Source organism: Aestuariirhabdus haliotis, from assembly GCF_023509475.1.
GTDB lineage: Bacteria > Pseudomonadota > Gammaproteobacteria > Pseudomonadales > Aestuariirhabdaceae > Aestuariirhabdus > Aestuariirhabdus haliotis.
The window spans coordinates 97499-123710 of the sequence record NZ_JAKSDZ010000001.1 but is presented as its reverse complement, the minus strand read 5'-3'; the positions used below and the strand labels follow the sequence as shown (position 1 = coordinate 123710).

Genomic DNA, 26212 nt, shown 5'->3' with positions numbered 1-26212 from the left:
TTCAGGGAGTCCTTTCAATAGGGGCTCGGGTGCCGAACAGGGCGGTCCCGACACGGACAAAGGTTGCGCCTTGGGCAATGGCGGCTTCTAGATCATTGCTCATACCCATCGACAGGGTATCCAGCGGTTGTTCTGGTAATTGTTGTTGAAGGGTTTTCAAGGCATCGGCAACCTGGGCGAAGGGACGTTGCTGGGTAGAGAAATCATCACTACTGGCAGGGATTGTCATTAATCCCCTCAGGGCCAGATTTGGGTAGCGGGCAACTTCGTTAGCCAACTGCGGCAGTTCGTCGAGGCTGACACCGGCTTTGCTGGTTTCGCCACTGATGTTCACTTGCAGGCAAATGTTAAGGGGGGAGCGTTCGCCGCCACGGGCGTCATTTAAACGGTGAGCTATTTTTGCGCGATCGACGCAGTGCACCCAGTCGAAATGTTGCGCTAACAGACCGGTTTTGTTGGACTGGATTGAGCCAATAAAATGCCAGTGAATGCCCTTGTCTTTCAGCTGCTCGATTTTTTCCAGCGCTTCCTGGAGGTAATTCTCACCAAAATGCCGTTGGCCGCATTGCCAGGCCTGTTCGATTAATGACACCGGTTTGGTTTTGCTAACCGCTAGCAGTTCGACTGAATCTGAACGGTTAAAACGCTTCCGGGCGTCTTCGATACGCTGTCGCACTTGGGCAAAATTTGCAGCGATTTGTGGCATAGGTAGACTGGATAACCTGTTAAGGGCTTGACGCAGGGGATACTAAACTATATCCCTTAAAATCAAAATGTTAAGCTGAGCTAATCTCAAGGGCGGCGACCTTTTGTTGCGGCCGACAACCACGGTTAAAGACTGGGGATCTCTATGGATATTACGGAACTGCTGGCGTTCTCTTCCAAGCAGGGGGCATCGGATTTGCACTTGTCGGCCGGTTTGCCGCCAATGATTCGGGTGGATGGCGATGTGCGCCGTATCAACTTGCCGGCGCTGGAGCACAAGCAGGTTCATGCGTTGATTTACGACATCATGAACGACAAGCAGCGTAAAGACTTCGAAGAGTTCTGGGAAACCGATTTCTCCTTCGAGGTGCCTGGTGTGGCTCGTTTCCGGGTCAACGCTTTCAACCAGAATCGGGGTGCTGGCGCGGTCTTTCGTACCATTCCTTCCAAGGTATTGACCATGGAAGATCTGGGTATGGGGCAGGTCTTCAAGGATATTTCCATGGTGCCCAGGGGGCTGGTGCTGGTCACGGGGCCAACAGGTTCGGGCAAGAGTACCACCCTGGCAGCGATGATCGACTACATCAACGACAACAAATACGAGCACGTCCTGACCATTGAGGACCCGATCGAATTTGTGCACGAATCAAAAAAATGCCTGATGAACCAGCGGGAAGTTCACCGCGATACACTGGGTTTTAACGAAGCCCTGCGTTCGGCGTTGCGGGAAGATCCCGATATTATCCTGGTGGGTGAGTTGCGTGACCTCGAGACCATTCGCCTGGCGTTGACCGCGGCGGAAACCGGTCACCTGGTATTCGGCACATTGCACACCACCTCGGCAGCCAAGACCATTGACCGGGTCATCGATGTATTTCCCGCCGAGGAGAAATCAATGGTGCGCTCCATGCTGTCGGAATCGTTGCAGGCGGTTATTTCCCAGACCCTGCTCAAGCGGATTGGTGGGGGTCGGGTAGCGGCACACGAGATTATGATCGGAACCCCGGCGATTCGAAATCTGGTTCGGGAAGACAAGGTGGCGCAGATGTACTCGGCGATTCAGACCGGGGGTTCGTTGGGTATGGTGACCCTGGATCAATGTTTGAAAGACTTGCTCTCAAAGGGCTTGATCAGCCGGGATGCGGCGAAAGAAAAAGCGAAGATTCCAGAGAACTTCTAGTATTAGGTCGACAGCATCGATAAAGCGCCAATTACGTCCCACTGCGGGTGGTTCTTCAAGCGGGCCGGAGAGGGGCGTGGTAGTCTGGGTTAATCACGATACAACACAGCATGGTAAGGAAGGTTCCGACCTATGGACTTTAACAAGCTACTCAAATTAATGGTGGAGAAAGGGGCTTCGGACCTGTTTATCACCGCCGGAGTGGCGCCGAGCATGAAGGTCAATGGCCGCATTGTGCCCGTCACCAAAACGCCAATGAGCCCGGAAGTCACCCGTGAAACGGTGATGGGGGTCATGAACGAGAATCAGCGGCGAGAGTTCGCTGAAACTCACGAATGCCAATTTGCTTTGAGTTCTCGCGGCGTGGGTCGTTTTCGTGTCAGTGCTTTTTATCAGCGCAATCTGGTTGGCATGATTCTGCGGCGCATCGAAACCAATATTCCCAAGATAGATTCCCTCGGTTTGCCGCCGATTATTCGTGATCTGGCCATGACCAAGCGAGGCCTGATTATTTTTGTTGGCGGTACCGGTACCGGTAAGTCGACGTCGCTGGCCTCGATGATCGGGCACCGTAACGCCAATTCGACCGGTCACATCATCAGTATCGAGGACCCGATCGAATTTATTCACCAGCACAATGGCTGCATTATTACCCAACGTGAAGTGGGTATTGATACCGACAGTTTCGAGGTCGCGTTGAAGAATACCCTGCGACAGGCGCCAGACGTCATTATGATTGGTGAGGTGCGTACCCGGGAAACCATGGAGTATGCGGTGGCGTTTGCGGAAACCGGGCACCTGTGTCTGGCAACCCTGCACGCCAACAACGCCAACCAGGCCCTGGACCGGATTATCCACTTCTTCCCGCCCGATCGTCACGCCCAGACCTGGATGGACCTGTCCCTCAATATGAAGGCGATTGTAGCTCAGCAGTTAATCCCAACCCCCGATGGCAAGGGCCGACGTGCGGTTATCGAAGTATTGATCAATACGCCGCTGGCCGCGGATATTATTCGTAAGGGTTCGGTGCATGAACTTAAGCCGTTGATGGTGAAATCCAACGAGCAGGGTATGCAGACTTTCGACCAGGCGCTGTTCCAACTCTACAACCAGGGTGAGATCACCTACGAAGATGCGCTGGCGCATGCCGATTCCGCCAACGACCTGCGTCTGATGATCAAGCTGGGTTCGGAATCCGATGCGGACCACCTGACCGGTATTGCAGGTTCGCTGTCACTGCAGGATACCGAAGAGGATCTGGGCCAGTCTTTCCGCTAGCGGTTTCAATCGTTAGCAGCGCAGTGCTTTTCAGGGCGTCTCGGCGCCCTGAATGCTTTCCAGCCAACTGGACAGAATCAGTTGTGCTGCCAATCCGTCAATCGGGCGCTCGTTGTAATCGCCACGATGCCCCATCTCTCGGGCGAGCTCTTTGGCTTCACGGCTGCTCAGGCGCTCGTCCACTCCGATCCAGGGTTTCTGGAAGCGCCCGTTGAGGCGGTTGCCGAATTTGCGCGCCCGATTAGACATCTCGCTGTCGCTGCCATCCATGTTCAATGGGATGCCGACGATAAAGGCGTCGGGCTGCCATTCGCGTATGATTTTCCCGACTTCGTCCCAATTGGGAACTCCATCACGGGCTTTAATGGGTTCCAGGGGGGAACTGGTTCCGGTTAATGTCTGGCCAACGGCGATACCGATATTGCTTAGCCCATAATCGAACGCCATGACCTGACGGGGTTGGTTCGCCATATCAGGCATGCCCGGTGTCGGGCGAGAGCAATTGCAGGTCGACCCCGATGGAGGCCGCAGCGGCCTGTCGGCGCAGATGTATTGGTGTCTCAAAGAGAATTTCGGGAGAGGCTTCGCAGGTAAGCCAGGCGTTTTCTTTCAGTTCATCTTCCAATTGCCCTGCCCCCCAACCGGCATAGCCCAGAGCGATGATGATTTGTTGGGGTCCGCGATCTTCGGCCAGCGCCTGTAAGATGTCGCGAGAGGTCGTGAGGTTGATTCCCGGGGCGATGTTCAGAGTCGATTCCCAGTTGTCCCTGGAGTCGTGCAAGACGAAACCACGCTCCAGTTGGACCGGCCCTCCAGCGCAGACGATCTCTTGTTGGTGGGCGATGGCTTCATCACTGTCGATGCCGATTTGAGCAAATACTTCGCCCAGGGTCATATCCGTGGGGCGATTGATGACGATACCCATGGCACCGTTCTCATTGTGCTCGCAAATGTAGGTCACAGAGTCCGCAAAATTGGGATCTGCCATGTTGGGCATTGCGATCAGGAATTGATTGCGCAAGCTGGTAGGGGTTTTATCACTCATGTTCTAAGTATTGGGGCGCATGCACACTTAGGCAAGGGCTCTAGTTACTGGAAAGGATGTTACTTTTCTCGAATTTCCAGGTTCGGATGATCTCCAGGATATCGACCTCTTTCAAATCTGGCGTAAAGGGGGCAAAAGGTGCGGCCAGTTTAACGATGCGTATGGCCGCGTCATCCAGAACCCGATGGCCCGAACTGCGCAGGATTTTGACATCTTTTAAACGGCCGTCGGGCATCAGGGCTACCATGACCGTGAGTTGGCCATAGATCTTGCTTCGACGAGCCTCTTCCGGGTAATTGAGGTTGCCGATACGCTCAATTTTGCGCCGCCAGGTTTCTTTATAATAAGCGCCAATATCCTGCATGGTAGAGGCAGCAGTGATCCGGTGTATACGCGGCCGCTTGGCATATTGTTGACGCTTTTGAAGAAACTGGGCTTCCAGGCTGGCAATCTCCGCGCTCAAATCAATTTTTTTGCGGGGCTTTTGAGCCTGTTCGGGAGAGGTTTCGGTTTTTTTCTGGCGTAATTGTGGCGCTTGTTCCGGTGACTTGCTCAGCGTTGCCAGAGGCTTTTTCTGGGCCTTTTCTACTACCTTGGGCTTTGCGGCTTCCTGTGGTGGTGGCGTCACCTTCTTGATCTGGTTGTCTTTGATCGGAGATAGCTGATCGGTGCTGGGCAGTGCCTTTTCGTCCAGGGTTCCGCTGCCTTTCTGGTTGGCTTGCGCGAGGTAGTCGGCCTCTTTCATCTCTTCGGTTGTCTTGAAGTTCGCCAGGGTGATTTCGAGGGTCTTGTTGATCTGGGGGGGATCAAACACATCGAAGCTAATACCCAAGACGACCGCAGCGTGCAACGCTGTGGCAAGGAACAGCATAAAGGCGAGTCGGTCATTGGCGCCGCTAAGGGATTGCATTCTGGCCATAATTAATGTGCTGGCCTTTGCTTGTTGCTGATGATTTTTTCGACAGTGTAATCAGCTGCACAAGTAGCCTGGGGTCTCACGTAATTGATCATCGGCGGTCAGCTGTTTCCAGTAATGAGGCGATCTTATCCATGAGTTTGCCACCGATATCGAGGCCAAATTGATCGTCCAGTTCGCGAATGCAAGTGGGACTGGTGACGTTGATTTCGGTGAGGTAGTCGCCAATGACGTCGATGCCGACAAACCATAAGCCTTTCTCCCGCAATGTCGGGCCAACCCGTCGAGCGATTTCAAGATCGCGTTCGCTTAGCGGCTGGCCTACACCTTGTCCACCGGCGGCAAGATTGCCGCGGGTTTCTCCGCTGGCCGGAATGCGCGCCAGACAATAGGGTAATGGTTCGCCATCGATCAGCAGGATGCGTTTGTCGCCGCTAACAATCTCGGGAATGAAGCGCTGGGCCATAATCTGGTTTTTACCATGATCGGTCAGGGTTTCCAGGATTACGCTAAGGTTGGGGTCGCCTTTTTGGACTCGAAAAATGGAGCTTCCTCCCATGCCATCCAATGGTTTGTAAATGACATCTTCATGAGTGGCCACAAATTCCCGCAGCAGGTCAGGGCGTCTGGCAACCAGGGTGTCCGGGGTGCAATCGGGAAACAATGTTGCGAATAGCTTTTCGTTACAATCACGCAGGCTTTGAGGGCGATTTACGACCAATGATCCGGCCTGTTCGGCTTGTTCGAGCAGGTAGGTGCTGTAGATAAATTCGTTATCAAACGGTGGATCCTTGCGCATCAGGATGACATCGAGTTCTTCGAGAGGGCGGCGAACGGGCTCACCCAGCTCGAACCAGCGCTCGGCATCGGCAAAAACAGTCAGTGGCCGCATGGCACCCTGGGCCTGCCCGTTTTGCTGAAATAGATCTTGCTGTTCCATGTAAAAGAGCTGCCAGCCACGTAGCTGAGCCGCTAGAAGCATGGCCAATGAGCTGTCTTTTTTGTAATGGATTTGATCAATAGGATCCATCACGATGCCCAGCTGTACACTCATGGTGCCGTTCCTGTCGATTAATTAGCCCCGCAGTGTACCCAATCGGCTCGGTAAAGGGGAGTTGTTGATGATTCCATTGCCAGTCGGGTGAGAGGTAGTTGCCAGAAAGGTTATCGTTCTCTCAATCTGTTGATAAAACCCCGAGGAAAAGGCTGTAACTCGCTGTAGTTTTATAGATTGACAGTGGAATGTATGTTAAAACAAACGGCTGGAGCCAGCAGAAGTTGGGCTTCTTGTAACCGGATGCTGTGCGGTATCCAAATGACAGCAATGATTCTATGAAAGAATGATGACGGGGCTAAACGAGAATGGAAGATAATTTCGAGAGCTTGAAAGTGATGGTGATCGATGACAGTAAAACCATCCGCCGCACGGCCGAGACTCTGCTCAAGAAGGTGGGCTGCACCGTAATTACTGCAGTTGATGGGTTTGATGCGCTGGCAAAAATTGCCGATACCAGGCCCAGTATTATCTTCGTGGATATCATGATGCCTCGTCTTGACGGCTACCAGACTTGTGCGTTGATCAAGAACAACAGCGCATTCAAGTCGACCCCGGTAATTATGCTGTCCAGTAAGGACGGCTTGTTCGATAAGGCTAAGGGCCGTATTGTTGGCTCAGATCAATACCTGACAAAGCCTTTTAGCAAGGATGAGCTGCTTGGAGCTATACGTGCGCATGTGCCTGCGGGATAGCATAATGTAACTTGGTAACTGGCCGCACGACGACCGGTTAATGAATATGATGTAGATGGGGGAAAAAATGGCTCGAGTACTAATTGTCGATGACTCGCCAACGGAAACGTTGAAATTGCAGGGCATGCTCGAAAAGAATGGCCACGAAGTGCTGAAGGCTGATAACGGCGCTGATGGCGTCGCGCTTGCCAAAGACCAGAAACCGGATGCCGTTTTGATGGATATCGTGATGCCTGGTCTTAATGGCTTTCAGGCGACACGCCAGTTAAGTAAGGATCCGGGTACTTCCCATATACCGGTGATTATCGTTACTACCAAGGATCAGGAAACCGATAAGGTTTGGGGTCGTCGACAGGGTGCGAAGGATTACCTGACCAAGCCGATCGATGAGGCCGTCTTGATGAAGACGCTGCAAAGCGTTCTTTCCTGATCTGATTTGGTTGCGGCATGGCTAATAAGCAGGATAAGGCCTTGACCCCGTTTGAGCTGCTGCAAGATATGGCGGCTCGAAGTCATCGTCATGCGTTGGGTTTGCCATCTCAGGTGGAGCTCAAAACGTACTGGAGTGGCATCGGTTTTCGTCTGGGCGGGCAACGCTATGTTGCGCCACTGGGAGAGGTAGCAGAAATCCTTACGGTCCCTGGCTATACCCAGCTACCCGGTGTAAAGAGCTGGGTTAAGGGTATTTCCAATGTCCGGGGGCGACTCTTACCCATTATGGATCTGGGGGATTTTCTTGGTAATCCCCTGAGTGCAAGGCGCGCCCAGCGGCGCGTTCTTGTCGTTGATCATGAAGAGATCTTCAGTGGTTTGGTGGTAGACGAGGTGATGGGAATGCAGCACTTCGTCTCAGAAACGTTCAGTGATCAGCTTCCAGACGATATCGCTTCGTCGATCAAGCCTTTCGTCAGTGGTGTATATAGCCGCGAGCACGAATGGCAGGTTTTCAGTTTATTTTCCTTGGCGCAGCATCCCGATTTTATGCGGGTTGCTGTCTAGGTGTTGTAAAGGCCCTTAAAGGGCAGAGCGAAAAAAAGGCCATAGTGGAGGCCCGCAAAAAATGAAGGCTAATATTTCAGGTGTGCAGACTAACCGGCTCTCAGCGATTATGTTCGTTGTACTGGTACTGTCTTTGGTGGGGATGATTGGCAACTTCTGGTACGTAAACCAGCAAGCGACTTACGATAAGGAATTTATCGCCCACGCTGGTGAGATGCGGGTCCTTTCCCAGCAGATCGCAAAGAACTCGTTGGAGTCGGCGGCCGGTAACGAAGAGGCCTTCGGTCTTTTGCAGGCAGCGCGTGATGCGTTTCAGTTCCGTTATGACATGATGCAAAACGGTTCCGAAGCCATGATGGGTGGCGGCGAAGTCGAAGCTGCAGAAGCAGTCGAGGGTGAATCCGCAGAGGCTGGTAGTATGACAGCCTTTACTCATCCGATGCTCGCCGAGATGGAATCTGTTCGAGCCGATGAGAAACTCGCCGAACTGACCCAGACCTGGAATCGTACCAAGAAAGCGGCCGATGCCATCCTGGTTAGTGAGGAAACGGTAATCGCGCTGCACGAAGTGGCCGAATCCCTGGCAGAAACCATTCCCCAGCTGCAGGTTGAATACGATGAAGTGGTTGAAATCCTGCTTGAGGTCGGTGCTCCTGCCGATCAGGTAGCGATTGCCCAGCGTCAGTCATGGCTCGCCGAGCGGATCGTAGGTAGTGTTAACCGGGTTCTGGAAGGTACCGAAGACTCTGTGATGGCGGCTGATAGTTTTGGTCGTGACGCCGGCCTGTTCGGTCGCGTCCTGAACGGTATGATCGAAGGTAACTCGGCGATGCGTATCAGCCAGGTGACCGATGAAGATGTACTGGATCGACTGAGCGAAATCGCTGACCTGTTTGAATTCGTAAGTGGTAGTGTGGATGAGATTCTGGAAACGTCCCCAGAACTGTTTCAGGTGCGTGAAGCTTCTGACCAGATCTTTAACCTGACCCAGACCCTGTTGTTGCAAACCTCTGTACTGGCGGAAATTTTCGAGACCATGGAAGGCGATCGCTTCTGGTCAATTGAAACCGCTATTCTGTTCGGTCTTATAGCAGTAGCGTCGATTGTCTTGATCGGTGTTAGCACCGTGGGTGATACGCGTAAGCGACTGGAAGAAACTGCCGAGGCCAACGAGTCGAACCAGGCCGCTATCATGCGACTGCTGGATGAACTGGCAGATCTTGCGGATGGTGACTTAACGGTATCAGCGACGGTAACCGAGGACTTTACAGGTGCGATTGCTGACTCCATCAACTACTCTATCGAGCAGCTTCGAGCGCTGGTAACCACCATCAACGAAACGGCGGTACAGGTGGCATCTGCAGCCCAGGAAACACAGGCAACAGCCATGCATCTGGCCGAAGCTTCCGAACACCAGGCGCAAGAGATTGCCGGAGCATCGGCGGCGGTAAACGAGATGGCGGTGTCCATCGACCAGGTATCTGCAAACGCCTCTGAGTCCGCATCGGTAGCGGAACGTTCGGTATCCATTGCCAACAAGGGTAACGAGGTTGTGCAGAATACGATCTCGGGCATGGATACTATCCGTGAACAGATCCAGGATACCTCCAAGCGAATCAAGCGATTGGGTGAATCATCCCAGGAGATCGGGGATATCGTATCCTTGATCAACGACATCGCCGACCAAACCAACATTCTGGCATTGAACGCGGCAATCCAGGCCTCTATGGCAGGTGACGCGGGTCGAGGCTTCGCCGTGGTAGCGGACGAGGTACAGCGACTGGCGGAACGTTCTTCTGCGGCAACCAAGCAGATTGAAGCACTGGTTAAAACGATCCAGGCGGATACGAACGAAGCCGTTATCTCGATGGAACACACAACCTCTGAGGTAGTTAAAGGAGCTCACCTGGCACAGGATGCTGGTGTGGCACTGGAAGAGATCGAAAAAGTATCCCAGAGTTTGGCGGAATTGATCCAGAACATCTCTAACGCGGCACGCCAGCAGGCTTCGTCTGCCGGTCACATTTCCAACACCATGAACGTTATCCAGGAGATTACTTCGCAGACCTCGGCCGGTACCACCGCAACCGCGAACTCGATCGGTAACCTGGCAGAAATGGCCTCGGAAATGCACCAGTCCGTAGCAGGCTTTAAGCTGCCGGAGACCGAGTCAATCGGTTAACGCGGCTAGCAGATGACGTTAGCGAGCGGCCGGGACTCAGGCCCACGAGAAATGATGACGAAAGAATGGTCGATGCAGTCACTGCCGGATATGGATCAACACCAGTTCGCGCAGTGGCAAGCCTTGCTTGAGAATCGCACCGGCATGCGTATTACCGAACAGCGCAAAGTCTTTTTACAGACGAGTGTGGGTATGCGTATGCGTGAACTCGGCTTGAGTGATTACCAGAATTACTACGACCAGGTGATCGAACACCCTCCCGGAGGCATGGAGTGGGTGTTGCTGGTGGATCGTCTTACGGTTCAGGAAACCAGCTTTTTCCGTCATCCAGCATCGTTTGAGCTGGTTAGAGATCATCTTTCTCAACAAGCGACCAAAGGCAAAACCATTGAGTTATGGTCGGTTGGTTGTTCAACAGGCGAAGAACCCTATTCGTTGGCTATGTTGGCTCAGGATACTCTGAGCGATACCGGCTGTTATTTTGGTATCACTGCAACGGATATCAGTGTGCCGGCATTGGCTAAGGCGAGGCAGGGGATTTTTTCCGAACGAAAAGTTGAAGCCTTGTCCCGAGAGCGGGCCGCACAATATTTTACCTTGCATGAAAAGGGGCAGTATCAAGTTATTGCCGAGTTACGAGACCGGGTCTGCTTTTCGCAAGTGAACGTTCTCGAATTGGGCAAAACCCCGATGTATGGCATGGATGTAATCTATTGCCAGAATTTGCTGATCTATTTTCGTCGCTGGCGACGTAAGGAGATCCTGAACCGGCTGGCCGAGCGTCTCGCACCGGGTGGCATACTGGTCGTGGGGCTGGGAGAAGTGGTGGACTGGTGTCACCCTGATCTCGAGCCTGTAGAAGATAATGCGACTTTGGCGTTTCGTAAACGAGTCAGTGGATAAGTGAGAGGACTCTGGAGTAACTATGGCTGATCACCACGACTACGTCGCCCTTGACTGGGTCAAAGGCGAGATACAGGAAACCTTGACGCAAGCGCGCCAGGCCCTGGAGTCCTTTGTCGAAAATCCGGAAGACAGTACGCGCATACGTTTTTGTCTCAACTACATCCATCAGGTTCACGGAACCTTGCAAATGGTGGAATTCTACGGTGCTGCATTGCTCGCCGAAGAGATGGAGATGCTCGCCCAGTCCATAATGAATGGGCATGTCAGCAATCCTAATGAGGCTTATCAGGTATTGATGCAGGCGATCCTCCAGTTGCCTGCTTATCTGGAGCGTGTCCAGTCGGGAAGGCGTGATTTACCCGTTATCCTGATGCCATTGCTGAATGACATGCGTGCCGCGCGTGGCGGCAGCCTGTTATCCGAAACGTCGCTATTTAAACCCAATCTCAAGAATCGAAATCCCAAACTGCCGGTAAATGCTCTGGCGCGTTTCAGCGGTGAGAACTTCACAGCGTTTATCAGCAAACTGCGTCAGATGTACCAGTTTGCTTTGGTTGGTTTGTTACGCGACAAAGATGTTACTGAAAACCTCGGTTATATGGCCAAGGTGTTTGGTCGCCTGGAGCACCTGTTACTGAAAACTCCGATCGGCCAATTGTGGTGGGTTTGTGGTGGGGTGATTGATGGTTTGGCCAATGGTGCCATCCCTATGAGCACCAGTATTCGTCATCTGCTACGGCAGGTTGATAGCGAATTCCGCCGGATCATGAAAGGAGGCAGTGAAGCACTCAACGAAGCTGCGTCCGAAGAACTGCTGAAAAACCTGCTTTATTATGTTGCCAAGGCGGATGACGATACCGTTCGGATTCGCCAGATCAAGGACAAATTTGGCCTCGATGATGCCTTACCCGACGACGCTACCGTAGACGAACAGCGTCAACTATTGGCCGGCCCCGACCGAGAGGCAATTGGTTCCGTGGTGGCTGCATTGACGGAAGAGTTGGTTGCGGTCAAAGATGCCCTGGACCTGTTTGTTCGCAGCGGTGATGGCAAGCTGGAAAATCTGGCACCTCAGTTACCGATTCTGAAACAGATATCCGACACTATGGCCGTGATGGGCTTGGGTGCACCGAGAAAAGTGCTGCAGGAACAGCTTGATGTGCTGCAAGAGATTGTCGATGGTGATCGTCAACTCGACGATGCGGTGTTGATGGATGTGGCCGGATCGCTGCTCTTCGTAGAAGCAACGCTCTCTGGCATGGCCGGCGATGGCGCCGGTACCGGTCAAGCTGGCTCGGGTGCTCATATGCCACCTACCGAGCTTAGTGAAGTACACGAAGTGGTTGTGCGTGAAGCACGCAATGGGCTGGAACAGGCCAAAGACTCCATCGTTCAGTTTATCGGTTCCAAGTGGGATCATGGCGAACTCGAAGATGTTCCCCAGATTCTAGACACCGTGCGTGGTGGATTAGCGATGATCCCCCTGCAGCGCGCCTCCCGCCAGTTGGGCATTTGTGCAAACTATATTCGCGAACAGCTAATCGCCAATAAGGATGTTCCTGAGTGGACAGTGCTCGATACCCTGGCCGATGTAATTGCCAGTATCGAATACTATCTGGAACGTTTAGCGGATGATCATGCTGAACAAGCCGAGTTGCTGCTCGACGTTGCTGATGAGAGCCTGCAGGCTCTGGGTTGTGATATTGCACCGCTTGATGATGACCTCAGCGGTGAGGAGTCTGAGTCGTCGGTCGAAGCCGAACCGCAAGTCGCAGCGGAATCGATCACTGAAATGAGTGCTGCTGAAGCGCTAGAAGAAGCCATCGATACGGCGCCCGAAACAACGACAGAATCAGACCCAGCGCCCGAAGCGGCCCCGGCTGTTGCTGAGGTTGAAGACGATGATGACGACCTTATCGACGATGAAGTGCTTGAAATCTTTATCGAGGAAGCCGAAGAAGTTCATGAAACCATAACGGAATTTTTCCCCAAATGGCGGGCCAATCACGAGGATGGCGATGCTCGGACCGAAGTCCGTCGTGCTTTTCACACCCTCAAAGGCAGTGGCCGTATGGTGGGTGCCAGTGTCATTGGCGAGTTGGCCTGGTCCATAGAAAATATGTTGAACCGGGTTATCGACCAAACGATCAACGTTCATGATGCCTTGTTTGATCTGATTGAAAATGTTCGTCAGTTGATTCCGGAGCTTATCAAAGATTTCGAAAACAAGGCTCAGCAAGAAACCGAACAGGTTAGGCTCTACACGAGCGAAGCAGAGGCGTATTCCAAGGGTGAATCCTGGCAGGTCCCTGCAGCTGAGGAAACAGAAACTGCAGCCATCGATACCGCTGATACGGTCAGCGATAGCGAGCCCGAACTGGCCTCTCTGGAACTGGTCGACAACGATGAGGATGCAGGAGAGGCGCTGGATGAAGCTATAGAATTAACTTCAGAGCCGGCAGAAACGGTTGCCGGAATTCCTGAACCCTCGCTTGCCTCTGATGTGCCCGAAGTTCAGCCTGAAGATGATGACTCTGACGCGGCCTTGCTCGAAATTTTCGCCACCGAAGCAGAGACCCATCTGCAGGCGGCCGATGCGTTCGTTGAGCATTTCAGATTAAAGCAGCACCCGATTTCCATCAGTGAAGAGCTGCAACGTGCACTGCATACCTTGAAAGGCAGCGCACATATGGCAGGAATCAAAGCCGTCGCCGAATTGGTAACGCCGCTGGAAAAGCTGATTAAGGAGCTGCGCGGAAACCTGTTAAAAGCTGACGGCGAAGTTGTCGACGCGTTGGAACAAGGTACGTCATTGGTCAGGCAATCACTTACTCGCCTGAGCGTCACCGAACCACTAGAGATCCCGGAATCTGAGCAATATTGCCAAGATTTACACGACTTGCATGAGCGCTATCTAGCGGCCAAACGGGAAGAAGATGAAGCCAGTGGTCGTGATACCCAGGCGCTTATCGTGTTTCTGTCCGATGGCATGAACCTGCTTCTGGACACTGCAGAGTGGCTACCCAAGTGGATGCCGGAGTGTCGTGATGACGCCGAGTATCAGGCCCTGATCAAGGAGTTGGAAACCTTGGCTCGCGGCGCGCTGATGGCCGATTTATCGCCAATATCCGATCTTTGCGAAGCATTGAAAGCGGCCTATGATGGGCTGGTGCATAAACGCATACAGGCAACCCAGGCGGTCACGGAGCTTCTGGATGAAGCCCATTGGGCGCTGATCAATATGCTTGATAGCATGGCCGCTCAGCAAGATGTGGTTGCCAAGCCTGAATTGATAGAACGCCTGGAAAACCTCGTACAGACTTCACCGATTGAGCCGGATGCTGATACCAGCATTATCGATGTGCAAGTTGGCGACGGGTCTCTTGAACTTGAAGAGGTAGAGTTGGTTGGCGAGCCGGCTGAACTTCCAGACGTTGATCTCTCGGATGATCTTTCTGATGAGGTGCTCAATCTTGAAGATCTGGAAGAGGTCCAAGAGATTGAAGAAGTCGAAGTTATCGGCAAACTTCCTGGTGATGGTTTAGAACAGGTCAATGATAGCGTTTGGGAGCTTGATGGTTCCGACGATATCGAAGACATCGAAGAGGTTGAAGAAATTGAACTCGATGCCGACCCGGCAACCGATGTACTGGGTTTGGTCGACATTGATCAAGAGCCGACCGGGGCTGTTGATGAAGAAATAGAGCTCGATAGCATCGAGCCACTGGAGTCCTTGCAGGACCAGTTTGCCGGAAGTACTGACAACGATGATCAGGAAAACGTTGTGGCTGTCGACGCGGAGTTACCGGTAGCCGAAGTAGAGGATTCAGAAGAGCCGAATTCTGGCCCTGTCGCTCAGGTGGTTGAAGAGGAGCTACCAGTCGCCTTTGACGCCGATCCGGAAATGGTGGAGATTTTCCTCGAAGAAGCGACGGAGATCATGGACCGGACCGCCGCTTCCTTACAAAACTGGTTAGAGGACAGCGGTCAAAAAGCAGAACTTGATCAGTTACAACGAGACCTGCATACCCTTAAGGGTGGCGCTCGGATGGCAGGTATCAGTCCCATAGGTGACCTCAGTCATGAACTCGAATTCCTCTATGAAGGTCTGGGCAACGGTCGCTACGAACCCTCTGCCCCGTTAAGTGAATTGATTCAGGCATGCCACGATCGTTTGGCGGATCAGGTGGATGATATTGCCGCCAGCGGTGGCTGCGTACCTGCCAATCAGTTGATTGCAGCGATCAGCCGGTATCGGGCAAACCCGGAAGCGGGCGTGCAGCTGGATAGTCCGAACGAAACACCTGTTGAAAGCGAGCCAGAGACATCAGCCGCCCCTGAACTCACCGAGCAAGCAACCGCTGAGGTTGAACAGCCAGATATTGGCGACAGTGACAACGAGTTACAGGGCTCCTCCGGTGCTGTAGAGTTCGATCGTCTCGATCTGAACGAGATGGATGCGGATATTCTGGAGATTTTCCTGGAAGAGGCCGCGGACCTTCAGGAAGGCATCGAGCAGAGTTGCGAAGCCTGGAGCAAGGCGCCCCAGGATGAAGACGCCGCCGCCGAGTTGATGCGCCATCTGCATACTCTGAAAGGGGGCGCTCGCATGGCCTCCATCAAGCACCTGGGTGATTTTACCCACGATTTTGAAATGCTGGTTACCAAGGCCCAACAAAACCTCGACGCCTTACCGGAAGGGTTGTTGGATGACGTGCTAGGCCGTCAGGATATTGTCTTCAAGCATCTGGAAAACATCCGGGGTCAGGTTCAGGGTGATGAACCTGTTTCGGAGCCAGTGCCAGAGACGGCAACCGAGGAACCGGCTGCGGAACCGACTAAAGCCGAGCCCGCCAGCCCGAAAGCGTCAGATGAAGCTAAGCCTGCTAAGGAAGAAGGGGGGGAAGTTGTTCCCTTCGCTCCTCGTGAAAGTGATAAAAAAGCGGAAGATGCACCGGCTGTGGTGGGTGCCGCCGAGGCACTCAAACAACCTCGCCGTATGCCACAGGAGATGGTTAAAATCTCTGCGGATGTCTTGGAAAGCCTCGTCAACCTGGCGGGCGAAACCAGTATCTCGCGAGGTCGCATCGAGCAGCAGGTCAACGATTTTGGTTACACATTGGATGAGATGGATTCGACCATCAATCGGGTGCGTGAGCAGCTAAGGCGTCTCGATATCGAGACCCAGACCCAGATCATCTCTCGCCATGAGGTCGAAAGCGGGGTACGGGATCTTGAATTTGACCCCCTGGAAATGGACCAGTATTCGGAATTGGCCCAGTTGTCCCGTTCGCTTGTGGAATCCGCAACCGATTTGATGGACATCAAGGATGGCCTTTCCAACAAGGCGCGTGACACGGAAACCCTGCTGCTGCAGCAGGCCCGTATCAATACGGAGCTGCAAGAAGGCTTGATGCATACTCGTATGGTGCCCTTTAGCCGCATGATGCCGCGTTTGCGACGCATTGTTCGCCAGGTATCCGGAGAGCTGGGCAAGCGGGTCGACCTTCAGGTTCTCAACGCCGAAGGGCAGATGGACCGTACGGTTATGGAACGCATGGTTGCCCCACTGGAACACATGTTACGTAACGCGATCGACCACGGTATTGAAGCGGATGCTGACACCCGTAAGCAGGTGGGCAAGTCGGCAACTGGTAATATTCGTATCGCTTTCTCCCGTGAGGGTGGAGATGTGGTATTGCGCTTGAGTGATGATGGCCAAGGGGTCAATCTGGACGCGGTGCGCAAAAAGGCGATTGAACGGGGTTTGATGGATAACGATTCCAGCCTGACCGATCACGAAGTGATGCAGTTTATTCTGCAAGCGGGTTTCTCGACGGCCAAGGAAGTGACTCAGATCTCAGGACGTGGTGTGGGTATGGACGTTGTCCACTCGGAGATCAAACAGCTTGGTGGTAGTGTCATGATTCACTCCACCCCGGGCGAAGGCAGTACCTTTGTGGTCCGATTGCCGTTTACTGTATCAGTCAACCGGGCCCTGATGGTGTATATGGGTGATGACCTGTATGCCATTCCGCTGAATACCATCGAAGGTGTATTGCGGATCAGCCCTTATGAGCTTGAGGCTTACTACAACGATCCCAATCTCGAATTTGACTATGCCGGGCAAGGCTATCAGGTGAAATACCTGGGTGAAGTGATGAAGCAGCGTCCCCAGCCTTCAATGGAAGGCGTCACTACGCCGTTGCCGGTGTTGCTGACACGTGGTGCAGAACACTCCGTTGCCCTGCAGGTTGATTCCTTGGCGGGTAGCCGTGAAATTGTCGTTAAGTCGATGGGTTCCCAGTTTGCGGGTGTGGACGGTGTGTCAGGCGCGACTATTCTCGGAGACGGTCGCGTGGTGATCATTCTCGACCTGGTGGCCATGATTCGTAGTAGCTTTGCCCACCAGGCCTTGCCGATGGGTGTCACCATTGATGTTGAGCCCGAGGCTGCAACGGTGGCAGAAGCGATTGAAGAAGATCGTCAGCCAATGGTTATGGTAGTGGATGACTCGGTGACAGTGAGAAAAGTGACATCTCGACTGCTGGAGCGCCAGGGCTTTGATGTACTGCTCGCCAAAGATGGTATGGATGCGGTTTCCCAGCTTCAGGACAAGAAGCCGGACGTTATGTTGCTGGATATCGAAATGCCACGGATGGATGGTTTTGAAGTAGCAAGTACGGTCAAGAACGATAGCCGTTTACACGATATTCCGATCATTATGATCACCTCACGTACCGGTGAAAAACACCGTGAACGAGCTTTCTCATTGGGCGTCGAGGAATATCTGGGTAAACCGTTCCAGGAGGCCGATCTGCTGGCCACTATCAACAAACTATTGAACGCAGATGAGCAGTCCGAGCACTAGTGAGTCGGGCACATCCATTGGGGTGATTGCCGACACTGCACTGCAACAACATTTAATCGGTTCCCTCCTCAGCGAGGAGGGAATTGAAGTGCCTGTGAATACCTCTCCAAGCCAGTTCACCGGGCGTGTGTTAAGCACTCCGGTTGATTTGTGGTATGTGGATTTAACCCTGGATGAACGCTTCGATGAATTTCTTGATCTGATCCTCGGAGCAGCCGATGTGCCGGTGTTGATCGGTGATGGTCAGGCTCCAGCGCGCAATAGTGACGAATACAAACGCTGGCGTCGTACCTTCCTCAGCAAACTGAACCAACAGCTGGCATTGGCCCGGGCAAGTAATGAAAGCGGTGAGACCTCGTTACCAGCCGGTTTTCCGGAGCTGCCGCCATTACCCTTGCCCGATGTGCTTTCAGACTTTAACAGAGACGGCCCGGTGCCCAGTCGGGTTTGGGTGTTAGGAGCGTCTTTGGGCGGCCCCGGTGTCGTGAAAGAGTTCCTTGATGCCTTGCCCGCGGGATTGCCCGTGGCTTTTGTTTATGCCCAGCATATTGATGCCGGTTTTCAGCAGGTGCTGGCCGATACAGTGGGGCGGCACAGCAGTTTTGATGTGATTAAAGCGAAACAGAATTCCCAACTCAGTTATGGCGAGGTACTACTGATACCCGTTGAGCAGGAAATTCGCTTTAACGCCTCGGGGCGCCTGGAAGCGACCGGTAAGCACTGGTTAGGTCCCTACCAGCCAAACATCGGCCAGGTTATGACCAGCGTGTTAAAACGCTTTGGCAGCTCGAGTGGCGCCATTGTTTTTAGCGGCATGGGCGAAGACGGGGTCGAAGCCAGTCTGGAATATGGCCGTGCCGGGGCGTCGGTCTGGGCTCAGGAATCCAGCAGCTGTGCCAGTAGTACGATGCCCGATGCCATTGGCCAATCCGGGCATTGCAACTACCGGGGCACCCCTAGAGAATTAGCAGCCAAGCTGGTTGAAAAGCTGGCACAAGAGGCGAGTCTGGAGGCCAGTTAGCCTTCAACAGGAGCAAACGAGACATGAGCGAAACAACTGATCAACCCATAGCAGGCCTAATGATCCCTTTGCGAGAAGGCCAGCTGCTGGTGCCCAACGTAACCATTGCTGAACTTGTTGGTTATGTGCCACCAGAAGCCGATGAGGGTGGCCCAGACTGGTTCCTGGGAACTATTATCTGGCGTGATCAGCGTGTGCCTCTGGTCAGCTTCGAAGCCGCCAACGGGCAGACATTTGATACTAAGCGAGCCTCCGAGCGAACCGTTATCGTCAATGGCACCAGTGGCAGCGATAACTTGCCCTTTTACGCCCTGGTGGTAGAAGGCATACCGCATGCCGTGCGTGTGGGTGCTGAGGAAGCGGTTGCACAGGACGGTGATGTAGGCGACTGCGGAGCGGCCATGGTGCATTTCAGTGGGGAGGAAGCCTTGATTCCCGACTTGATCAAACTCGAAGAGATGATCATCCAGGCTCTGTAGTTTAGAGCGTCAGGGCCTTGGTGATTGACAGTTGTCTCTATAGGCCCGGCGACAGATTACCCTGCAACCGTTAAATATCACCCCAAAGATACTGGATTAAGCTGAGCGCTGCGATCGGTGCCGTCTCGGTACGAAGCACTCTGGGACCGAGCGCTGTGGCCTGGAATCCAGCTGCCTGAGCTCGCTCGATCTCGGGCTGGGTCAAGCCGCCTTCAGGACCTATAAGGAGCGAGACCGAGTCGGGTTTGCGGTGAGAATCCAGTGCTTGATCGGTGCGATGGTGCAGCACCAGTTTAAGGTCGGAATCCTGATCGTCGATCCAGTTTTCAATCGCTTGCGGGCTACCTATTCGAGGTACCCGGTTTCGTCCGCATTGCTCACAGGCACTAATGGCAACCTGTTGCCAGTGCGCGACCCGTTTGCTGGCCCGCTCGGCATTGAGTTTAACTTCACAGCGTTCGCTGAACAGGGGTTGAATGTCGGTAACGCCCATTTCCGTGGCTTTCTGGATCGCCCAGTCCATGCGATCACCTCTCGATAGTGTCTGCCCGAGCATGATTTTCAAGTTGCCGTCGGCGGTTGATGCCAGCAGGTTTTCGATCGTTACCCTGACCCGGCGTTTGTCCACGTTGACAACACGGGCCTGGTAGCTGTTTCCCTCGCCATTGAACAGAACCAGAGGATCGCCGGATTTCATGCGCAGGACGCGGGCGACATGATTGGCGGCCTCGTCGTTCAATTGCAGTTCGGACTCAACGCTAAGGGGTTGAGGTAGGTAGATGCGTGGATTTCTCATAGTGGATGGTGCTGCCAGAGTTGCCGCGAGCATAACACGAGCCTGCCAGTGCCGGGAGTCACCAGGTCCAGATATTCACGCCTAGCCAAACGAGCCCGGCGGCTAGTGTCAGTGTCAGTGCCGCCAACCAGAGCGGTGCGATCTGAGCCATTTCGCCATCTGGCACCTGGGAAGGGGACTTTTTACCGTTGATCATCGGGCGGACCAGGTTGTCCCTGGCCAGTAATAGATGACCAAGGACCGCTAGTATGTGCAAACCGACGACGGCTAAAATGATGTAAAAGCCTTGTCGATGCCAGCCGGCTAACCACTCTTGAACTTCCGTACTGACCAGATAGGCGAGGGGGCCTTCAACCAGAATATCGTCACTGGTGAAGAGACCGAAACTGCCCTGGATACCGACCAGGCTCAAAAGCAGGACGACGGATAATGCCCCGGCCGGGTTATGACCCAGATACCGGGGATGTTCACGCTGAAAGCTCCGTTTAAGATAAGCAATGATCTGTTTTGGACCGCGAATAAACTGGGTAAAGCGAGCCGTACTACTGCCCCAGATGCCCCAGAGCAGTCTGAATACAATCAGCGTCAGTAATGAGTAGCCATTCCACATATGCCAGAGCATATTGATGTCGCCCCATTTCCAGGTGACCCAGGCATTGGCGATCAGAATCACCAGCAGCCAGTGGAACAGGCGAGTGGGCAGATCCCAGGTGGGCACATCAGGTGTCATAGCCAGATTCTCAAGTATTAGCGCAAGAGGCGGCGATTAGGCCACCGCGAGTTTGGATCAACAGCGTTATTTTTTCTTCCGGAAATCGTCGTGACAGGCTTTACAGGCCTTGGCCATTTTTTTAAAGGCGCCTAATTCGGCTGAGCGGTCACCGGCCGAATCTCTGAGGGCTTGCGCCGCAGCATAGGCATCTTTACCGCGCTGTTTAAAGGTATCCATATCCTCCCAGATCTCCTTACGAGCACGGGTTTGTCCCTTGTCAGAGCCCGGAGGGAAGGAATTACCCATATGAGAGAAGGCATCCATAATGCCCTGGGCATGGAAACTGACATCGGCCGGGGCTTCAAAACCCAGCGCCAGTATGGATTTGAGCGACGTCATATGCCCGCCAGCAATTTTGTAGATGCCCTGGCGGTGAACGATGTTGGGGTTCGTCTCATCCGCTTGCGTGGTGATGGGGGTGGTCAGGATACTGGCAGCGCAGAAGCTGAGCAGAAGGGAACGAGGTTTCATAGGCGTACACTCCGGTTGTCGTCATAAAAAGGTGTCGGGGAATACGTCCTTTGCATGGCATGTCCCGACCGCAAAAGTATAGTCGGATCGAGCAACAGGGAATGTGACAAAGTCACAGCTTGTCTGGGGTGAGGTTGACCGGCCCTGAAGGAAGCCGGTCAATATGGTTAGCGGCGTTCGCCAAGCTTCAGGTTTTCCCAGATAGCCAGGCTGGGAGCGGCCTGGTTAAGGGTATAAAAGTGCAGACCGGGTGCGCCGCCTTGCAACAGTCGTTCGCACATGCGCGTTACCACCTCTTCTCCGAACCTCTGTATGGAGTCGATATCGTCGCCGTAGGCTTCCAGTTGTTTACGAACCCAGCGAGGAATTTCGGCGCCGCAAGACTCGGAGAATCGGGACAGCTTGGAGTAGTTGGTGATTGGCATGATGCCCGGCATGATGGGGATATTGATACCAAGAGATTCGCAGCGATCGACAAAGTGGAAGTAGCTATCGGCGCTGAAAAAGTACTGGGTAATGGCCGCGTCGGCGCCTGCTTCGACTTTGCGTTTGAAATTGAGTAGATCCTGTTTGAAATTGGCAGCTTGCGGATGCATCTCAGGATAGGCAGCCACTTCGATTTCAAAATGGTCACCACTGTGTTCGCGAATCAGGCTCACGAGTTCGTTGGCGTAGCGCAGCTCGCTGCTGGACAAGCCCATACCGGAAGGCAGGTCGCCTCGCAGCGCAACAATACGGTTAATATTATTCGCCTTGTAGTGATCCAGCAGCTCGATGATTTCCTGCTTGTTGTCGCCCACGCAGGAAAGGTGAGGCGCCGTAGGTACTCCCGTCGCGGTTTGGGTACCGATTACGGCGTCGATGGTACGATCGCGAGTGGACCCCCCGGCACCATAGGTGACCGAAAAGAAATCGGGTTCATAGCGGGCCAGTTGCTGGGCTGTGGCAAGCAGCTTTTCCGCTCCGGCTTCGGTCTTGGTAGGGAAAAACTCAAAGCTGTAGCGCTTACTAAAACGGTTTTGTGTATTCATTCTATGGTCTTTTATACGCGGTTTTGCGGCAGTAGGCAGTAGCCAAGCTACCGCCTCTGACATCAATTTTTAGTATTTGTAATCGTCGTTCTTGTAGGGACCTTCGACATCGACATTGATGTACTCGGCCTGGGTGTCCGTCAGGCGAGTCAAGACACCGCCAAAGCCCTCAACCATATGGCGAGCGACCTCTTCGTCCAGTTTCTTGGGCAGAACCTTAACGTAGATATTGGCGCTGCGCTCGGCTTCAGGCAGGTCGGCAAACTTGGCTTCCCACAGATAGATCTGGGCCAGCACCTGGTCGGCGAACGATCCATCCATAATACGAGAAGGGTGACCTGTGGCGTTGCCCAGATTGACCAGGCGTCCTTCGGACAAAAGAATCAGGTGATCTTTGTTGGTGCGGTCGCGGTAGATTTTGTGGACCTGGGGCTTGACCTCGTCCCACTCCCAGTTGTCTCGCATATAAGCGGTATCGATCTCGTTATCGAAGTGACCGATGTTGCAGACCACCGCACCATTTTTCAGGGCTTGCAGCATGTTCTTATCGCACACATTGGTGTTGCCTGTTGTGGTCACAATAAGGTCGGTTTTGCCCATCAGCTGAGTGTTGATGCACGAAAGTTCGCCGGTATTAACGCCATCAATATAGGGGGACACCACCTCAAAACCATCCATACAGGCCTGCATGGCACAGATCGGGTCAATCTCGGTGACGCACACAATCATGCCTTCCTGACGCAGGGATGCAGCAGACCCTTTACCTACATCGCCATAACCGACGACGAGGGCTTTTTTACCGGACAGCAGGTGATCGGTACCACGCTTGATGGCATCGTTCAGGCTGTGACGGCAGCCGTATTTGTTGTCGTTCTTGCTCTTGGTGATGGAATCGTTGACGTTAATCGCCGGCACCTTGAGTGAACCTTCCTCCAGCATCTCCAGCAAGCGGTGCACGCCGGTGGTGGTTTCCTCGGAGATACCGTGGCAATTGGCCAGCACTTCGGGGTACTTCTCGTGCAGGATCTGGGTCAGGTCACCGCCATCGTCGAGGACCATATTGGCGCCCCAGTCGGCACCGTCTTTCTGTACGGTTTGCTCGATGCACCACCAGAATTCTTCCTCGGTTTCGCCTTTCCAGGCAAACACCGGAATGCCGGCGGCGGCGATCGCGGCGGCGGCGTGATCCTGGGTCGAGAAGATATTGCAGGAGGACCAGCGCACTTCGGCACCCAGTTCGATCAATGTTTCGATCAATACAGCAGTCTGGATGGTCATATGAATGCAGCCCATGATGCGGGCACCTGCCAAAGGTTTGTTGCCTGCGTGGTTGGCCCGCAGAGCCATCAGCGCCGGCATTTCGGTTTCGGCAATATCGATCTCTTTACGACCCCATTCGGCGAGGGACATATCGGCAACTTTGTAATCGGTGAAACTGCTCATGGAATAACTCCTGTGTTGAGCGCAGCGGCCACCAGGGCGACCGGCTGAAAAAAGAGAGTATTAAAGGGCCTTGGCAAGCTCGGCAGCTTTGTCGGTGTTTTCCCAGGTGAAGTTCTCGCCTTCACGACCAAAGTGACCGTAGGCCGCGGTTGGGCGATAGATCGGACGGCGCAGATCGAGCATGTCTATCAGGCCCTGAGGGCGCAGGTCGAAGTGCTCTCGAACCAGGGTGCTGATCGCCTCATCGGTCAGCTTGCCGGTACCAAAGGTGTTGATGGCAATTGAGGTTGGCTCGGCGACGCCGATGGCATAAGAGACCTGAATCTCGCAACGATCGGCCAGGCCTGCGGCGACAATATTTTTGGCCACGTAACGACCGGCATAGGCAGCACTACGGTCAACCTTGGATGGATCCTTGCCAGAAAACGCCCCACCACCGTGACGAGCGGCGCCGCCGTAGGTATCGACGATAATCTTGCGCCCGGTAAGACCACAGTCGCCAACCGGACCACCGATGATGAACTGACCGGTGGGGTTGATGTGGAACTGGGTGTCCTTGTGCAGCCATTCGGCCGGTAATACCGGCTTGATGATCTCTTCCAGCACGGCTTCGCGCAGATCTTCCTGCTTGATATCGGCATCGTGCTGGGTAGACAGGACAACGGCTTCAATGGCAACCGGTTTGCCTGCATCGTAACGCAGGGTGACCTGGCTCTTGGCGTCGGGTCTTAACCAGGGCAATACACCCTTTTTGCGTAGCTGAGCCTGACGCTCAACCAGGCGGTGCGAATAGAAAATGGGGGCTGGCATCAGCACGTCAGTTTCGTTGGTAGCATAACCAAACATCAGGCCCTGATCACCGGCACCGAGATCTTTACTATCCCCTTCGTCGACGCCTATGGCGATGTCGTGGGACTGCTTGCCGATGGCGTTCAGAACCGCACAGGATGCGCCATCGAAACCGACGTCGGAGCTGGTATAGCCGATATCGAGAATGACATCGCGCACGACATCTTCCAGGTCGACATAGGTCGAGGTGCGTACTTCACCTGCCACGACCGCCATGCCGGTTTTGACCAGAGTTTCGACCGCTACACGTGCGTGGGGGTCATCTTTGATGATGGCATCGAGAATGGCATCGGAGATCTGGTCGGCCATTTTATCGGGATGGCCTTCAGAAACCGATTCGGAAGTAAAAAGGGAATATTCGCTCATTGCGTTGTCCTGTATCTAGGCAGTTTGCTGTTGATAAAGCGGTGCGGGTTTGTTGAATCGGCGCACCTGTAGCTGAAAACCGTTGCGCTGCCCCTGATAGAGGCTGTCACCGGCAACCAGCCCGGCGCGCTGCGCCCAACCGGTAAATTCTTCGGGCTCGAAACCGAGCCACAGATCGCCGCAGGCCTCACGCACCCAGTTCTGGTCGTGAGAGCAGAGATCGGTAATTACTAATCGGCCACCGGGTTTAAGCAGTGTAGCCGCATCTTCAATTAACTCTGCCGGGGAGGCCACATGGTGGAGCACCATATTGATCACGATGGCATCGACCCGCAGATTCCCTTTCAAAGCGTCTGCGGTGGTCCCCAGAATAAATTCGATATTGTTTAAGTTCGCCTGCTGGGCAAACGCCTGGGCTTGATCCAGCATCGGCCGGGCATTATCGATGGCATAGATCTGGTGGAAGCGGGGGCTGAGTTCAGCCAGGAAAGCGCCTTCACCAGGGCCGATCTCAATGGCGGTTGCGGCTTCGTTCAGGTCATCTCCCAGCAGCAGGTCGCGAGCACTACCGGCATATTGAGAATAATCGGCAATCAATTCCTGTTGCTGGCGAAACTGCTCCGCGTGGCGGGCAAAGAACTCACGTGAACTTTGTGAACGCAGTAGATGAATCGCCTGTACCTGATCGCGGGTTTGGGGGCTTAGCTCAACGGCATCGAGACTCTTGAATAGAGCCGCTCGCAGTTCATTCCCCAACTGGTCTGGGCTGGTCAGTGCGCGGCGGTAAAAGATCGAGTTGCCTTCGCGCCGGGTATCTACCAGACCAGCGTTGGCCAGCACCTTAAGGTGGTGGCTCATTCCCGATTGCTTGACATCGAAGATCGAGCACAGCTCCAGCACACCAAACGAATTGCTCTGCAATACGCGCAAAATTTGCAGGCGTAATGGGTCCGAGCTCGCTTTGCAAAGCTGGGCGAGGGGAGCAAAGGGGTCGAGTGATGGATCGTTTTTGGTGGGGCAGGCTAGCATGGAGCGAAGAATAGCAGCGGACTTAGAATCGAGCAATATCTATATCAAAATATTTTGATATAGCCTTAAGCCCGATGATTATCAGGACACTAAGCTGATGAAGAGCAGTAAAGCTGCTATTTTT

The 26212-nt window shown here is 53.8% G+C and carries 22 protein-coding genes; 10 read left to right on the top strand and 12 right to left on the bottom strand.

The annotated features are described in order from the left end of the window. Window position 1 precedes the first annotated feature (1 nt). Window positions 2–706, bottom strand: a complete 705-nt coding sequence (locus MIB40_RS00645) for a YggS family pyridoxal phosphate-dependent enzyme (RefSeq protein ID WP_249689649.1) — start codon at window positions 704–706, stop codon at window positions 2–4. A 144-nt stretch (window positions 707–850) separates the two neighbouring features. On the opposite strand from MIB40_RS00645, the gene MIB40_RS00640 reads away from it, so the two are divergent. Together MIB40_RS00640 and MIB40_RS00635 are read left to right on the top strand one after the other, a co-directional pair. Continuing rightward, window positions 851–1885 (top strand): type IV pilus twitching motility protein PilT, encoded by a 1035-nt coding sequence (locus MIB40_RS00640; RefSeq protein ID WP_249689647.1) that lies wholly within the window; start codon window positions 851–853, stop codon window positions 1883–1885. A 132-nt stretch (window positions 1886–2017) separates the two neighbouring features. After that, window positions 2018–3163 (top strand): PilT/PilU family type 4a pilus ATPase, encoded by a 1146-nt coding sequence (locus tag MIB40_RS00635; RefSeq protein WP_249689644.1) that lies wholly within the window; start codon window positions 2018–2020, stop codon window positions 3161–3163. 30 nt (window positions 3164–3193) lie between these two features. Here MIB40_RS00635 and ruvX read toward each other — a convergent pair whose 3' ends face one another. The 4 genes from ruvX to gshB all read right to left on the bottom strand — a co-directional run bounded on the left by ruvX (window position 3194) and on the right by gshB (window position 6178). Next, complete coding sequence (ruvX, locus tag MIB40_RS00630; protein WP_249689642.1) at window positions 3194–3634, bottom strand: Holliday junction resolvase RuvX; 441 nt, start codon at window positions 3632–3634, stop codon at window positions 3194–3196. A gap of 1 nt (window position 3635) precedes the next feature. Beyond that, the gene (locus tag MIB40_RS00625) at window positions 3636–4208 is read right to left on the bottom strand and encodes a YqgE/AlgH family protein (protein ID WP_249689640.1); all 573 of its coding nucleotides are present in this window, start codon (window positions 4206–4208) and stop codon (window positions 3636–3638) included. A gap of 40 nt (window positions 4209–4248) precedes the next feature. Beyond that, on the bottom strand, window positions 4249–5127 hold the full coding sequence (locus MIB40_RS00620; RefSeq protein WP_249689638.1) for an energy transducer TonB: 879 nt from the start codon (window positions 5125–5127) through the stop codon (window positions 4249–4251). A gap of 88 nt (window positions 5128–5215) precedes the next feature. Beyond that, window positions 5216–6178, bottom strand: coding sequence for a glutathione synthase (gene gshB, locus MIB40_RS00615; protein ID WP_249689636.1), 963 nt, complete (start codon window positions 6176–6178; stop codon window positions 5216–5218). Window positions 6179–6486: 308 nt separating this feature from the next. Between gshB and pilG the strand changes: the two genes are divergently transcribed. The 8 genes from pilG to MIB40_RS00575 all read left to right on the top strand — a co-directional run bounded on the left by pilG (window position 6487) and on the right by MIB40_RS00575 (window position 19331). After that, the gene (pilG, locus tag MIB40_RS00610; protein ID WP_249689634.1) at window positions 6487–6873 is read left to right on the top strand and encodes a twitching motility response regulator PilG; all 387 of its coding nucleotides are present in this window, start codon (window positions 6487–6489) and stop codon (window positions 6871–6873) included. A gap of 67 nt (window positions 6874–6940) precedes the next feature. Continuing rightward, window positions 6941–7303, top strand: coding sequence for a twitching motility response regulator PilH (pilH, locus tag MIB40_RS00605; protein WP_249689632.1), 363 nt, complete (start codon window positions 6941–6943; stop codon window positions 7301–7303). 17 nt (window positions 7304–7320) lie between these two features. Then, window positions 7321–7872 carry a chemotaxis protein CheW gene (locus MIB40_RS00600; RefSeq protein WP_249689630.1) on the top strand — a complete coding sequence of 184 codons (552 nt, stop codon included), beginning with the start codon at window positions 7321–7323 and terminating at the stop codon, window positions 7870–7872. A 61-nt stretch (window positions 7873–7933) separates the two neighbouring features. Continuing rightward, complete coding sequence (locus MIB40_RS00595; protein ID WP_264758387.1) at window positions 7934–10054, top strand: methyl-accepting chemotaxis protein; 2121 nt, start codon at window positions 7934–7936, stop codon at window positions 10052–10054. A gap of 72 nt (window positions 10055–10126) precedes the next feature. Then, window positions 10127–10957, top strand: a complete 831-nt coding sequence (locus MIB40_RS00590) for a CheR family methyltransferase (protein WP_319941601.1) — start codon at window positions 10127–10129, stop codon at window positions 10955–10957. Between the two features lie 22 nt (window positions 10958–10979). Next, entirely contained in the window at window positions 10980–17831 is a 6852-nt protein-coding gene (locus tag MIB40_RS00585; RefSeq protein ID WP_249689626.1) for an Hpt domain-containing protein, read from the top strand. Further along, window positions 17812–18852, top strand: coding sequence for a chemotaxis protein CheB (locus tag MIB40_RS00580; protein WP_249689624.1), 1041 nt, complete (start codon window positions 17812–17814; stop codon window positions 18850–18852). The genes MIB40_RS00585 and MIB40_RS00580 overlap by 20 nt, the downstream gene beginning before the upstream one ends. A gap of 23 nt (window positions 18853–18875) precedes the next feature. Further along, window positions 18876–19331 (top strand): chemotaxis protein CheW, encoded by a 456-nt coding sequence (locus MIB40_RS00575; protein WP_249689622.1) that lies wholly within the window; start codon window positions 18876–18878, stop codon window positions 19329–19331. 70 nt (window positions 19332–19401) lie between these two features. Here MIB40_RS00575 and MIB40_RS00570 read toward each other — a convergent pair whose 3' ends face one another. The 7 genes from MIB40_RS00570 to MIB40_RS00540 all read right to left on the bottom strand — a co-directional run bounded on the left by MIB40_RS00570 (window position 19402) and on the right by MIB40_RS00540 (window position 26124). Further along, window positions 19402–20160: a 16S rRNA (uracil(1498)-N(3))-methyltransferase gene (locus MIB40_RS00570; protein WP_249689620.1), complete on the bottom strand. Its 759-nt coding sequence runs from the start codon at window positions 20158–20160 to the stop codon at window positions 19402–19404. Window positions 20161–20185: 25 nt separating this feature from the next. After that, on the bottom strand, window positions 20186–20857 hold the full coding sequence (locus MIB40_RS00565; protein WP_249689619.1) for a cytochrome b/b6 domain-containing protein: 672 nt from the start codon (window positions 20855–20857) through the stop codon (window positions 20186–20188). Between the two features lie 66 nt (window positions 20858–20923). Then, entirely contained in the window at window positions 20924–21370 is a 447-nt protein-coding gene (locus MIB40_RS00560; protein ID WP_249689617.1) for a c-type cytochrome, read from the bottom strand. Window positions 21371–21537: 167 nt separating this feature from the next. After that, a complete protein-coding gene (gene metF / locus MIB40_RS00555; protein ID WP_249689615.1) occupies window positions 21538–22401 on the bottom strand; it encodes a methylenetetrahydrofolate reductase [NAD(P)H] in 864 nt (287 codons plus the stop codon). 69 nt (window positions 22402–22470) lie between these two features. Next, on the bottom strand, window positions 22471–23844 hold the full coding sequence (gene ahcY, locus MIB40_RS00550) for an adenosylhomocysteinase (protein ID WP_249689612.1): 1374 nt from the start codon (window positions 23842–23844) through the stop codon (window positions 22471–22473). A gap of 60 nt (window positions 23845–23904) precedes the next feature. After that, window positions 23905–25059 (bottom strand): methionine adenosyltransferase, encoded by a 1155-nt coding sequence (gene metK, locus MIB40_RS00545; RefSeq protein WP_249689610.1) that lies wholly within the window; start codon window positions 25057–25059, stop codon window positions 23905–23907. A gap of 15 nt (window positions 25060–25074) precedes the next feature. Next, the gene (locus tag MIB40_RS00540; protein ID WP_249689608.1) at window positions 25075–26124 is read right to left on the bottom strand and encodes an ArsR/SmtB family transcription factor; all 1050 of its coding nucleotides are present in this window, start codon (window positions 26122–26124) and stop codon (window positions 25075–25077) included. Window positions 26125–26212 lie beyond the last annotated feature (88 nt).

Coding starts and splice junctions, on each gene's coding strand:
- MIB40_RS00640 (WP_249689647.1), top strand. CDS start 851: ATGGATATTACGGAACTGCTGGCGTTCTCTTCCAAGCAGGGGGCATCG.
- ruvX (WP_249689642.1), bottom strand. CDS start 3,634: ATGGCGAACCAACCCCGTCAGGTCATGGCGTTCGATTATGGGCTAAGC.
- pilG (WP_249689634.1), top strand. CDS start 6,487: ATGGAAGATAATTTCGAGAGCTTGAAAGTGATGGTGATCGATGACAGT.
- ahcY (WP_249689612.1), bottom strand. CDS start 23,844: ATGAGCAGTTTCACCGATTACAAAGTTGCCGATATGTCCCTCGCCGAA.
- MIB40_RS00590 (WP_319941601.1), top strand. CDS start 10,127: ATGCAGTCACTGCCGGATATGGATCAACACCAGTTCGCGCAGTGGCAA.
- MIB40_RS00580 (WP_249689624.1), top strand. CDS start 17,812: ATGAGCAGTCCGAGCACTAGTGAGTCGGGCACATCCATTGGGGTGATT.
- MIB40_RS00645 (WP_249689649.1), bottom strand. CDS start 706: ATGCCACAAATCGCTGCAAATTTTGCCCAAGTGCGACAGCGTATCGAA.
- MIB40_RS00595 (WP_264758387.1), top strand. CDS start 7,934: ATGAAGGCTAATATTTCAGGTGTGCAGACTAACCGGCTCTCAGCGATT.
- MIB40_RS00625 (WP_249689640.1), bottom strand. CDS start 4,208: ATGAGTGATAAAACCCCTACCAGCTTGCGCAATCAATTCCTGATCGCA.
- MIB40_RS00560 (WP_249689617.1), bottom strand. CDS start 21,370: ATGAAACCTCGTTCCCTTCTGCTCAGCTTCTGCGCTGCCAGTATCCTG.
- MIB40_RS00565 (WP_249689619.1), bottom strand. CDS start 20,857: ATGACACCTGATGTGCCCACCTGGGATCTGCCCACTCGCCTGTTCCAC.
- MIB40_RS00620 (WP_249689638.1), bottom strand. CDS start 5,127: ATGGCCAGAATGCAATCCCTTAGCGGCGCCAATGACCGACTCGCCTTT.
- gshB (WP_249689636.1), bottom strand. CDS start 6,178: ATGAGTGTACAGCTGGGCATCGTGATGGATCCTATTGATCAAATCCAT.
- pilH (WP_249689632.1), top strand. CDS start 6,941: ATGGCTCGAGTACTAATTGTCGATGACTCGCCAACGGAAACGTTGAAA.
- MIB40_RS00570 (WP_249689620.1), bottom strand. CDS start 20,160: ATGCTCGCGGCAACTCTGGCAGCACCATCCACTATGAGAAATCCACGC.
- MIB40_RS00585 (WP_249689626.1), top strand. CDS start 10,980: ATGGCTGATCACCACGACTACGTCGCCCTTGACTGGGTCAAAGGCGAG.
- MIB40_RS00635 (WP_249689644.1), top strand. CDS start 2,018: ATGGACTTTAACAAGCTACTCAAATTAATGGTGGAGAAAGGGGCTTCG.
- metF (WP_249689615.1), bottom strand. CDS start 22,401: ATGAATACACAAAACCGTTTTAGTAAGCGCTACAGCTTTGAGTTTTTC.
- MIB40_RS00600 (WP_249689630.1), top strand. CDS start 7,321: ATGGCTAATAAGCAGGATAAGGCCTTGACCCCGTTTGAGCTGCTGCAA.
- MIB40_RS00575 (WP_249689622.1), top strand. CDS start 18,876: ATGAGCGAAACAACTGATCAACCCATAGCAGGCCTAATGATCCCTTTG.
- metK (WP_249689610.1), bottom strand. CDS start 25,059: ATGAGCGAATATTCCCTTTTTACTTCCGAATCGGTTTCTGAAGGCCAT.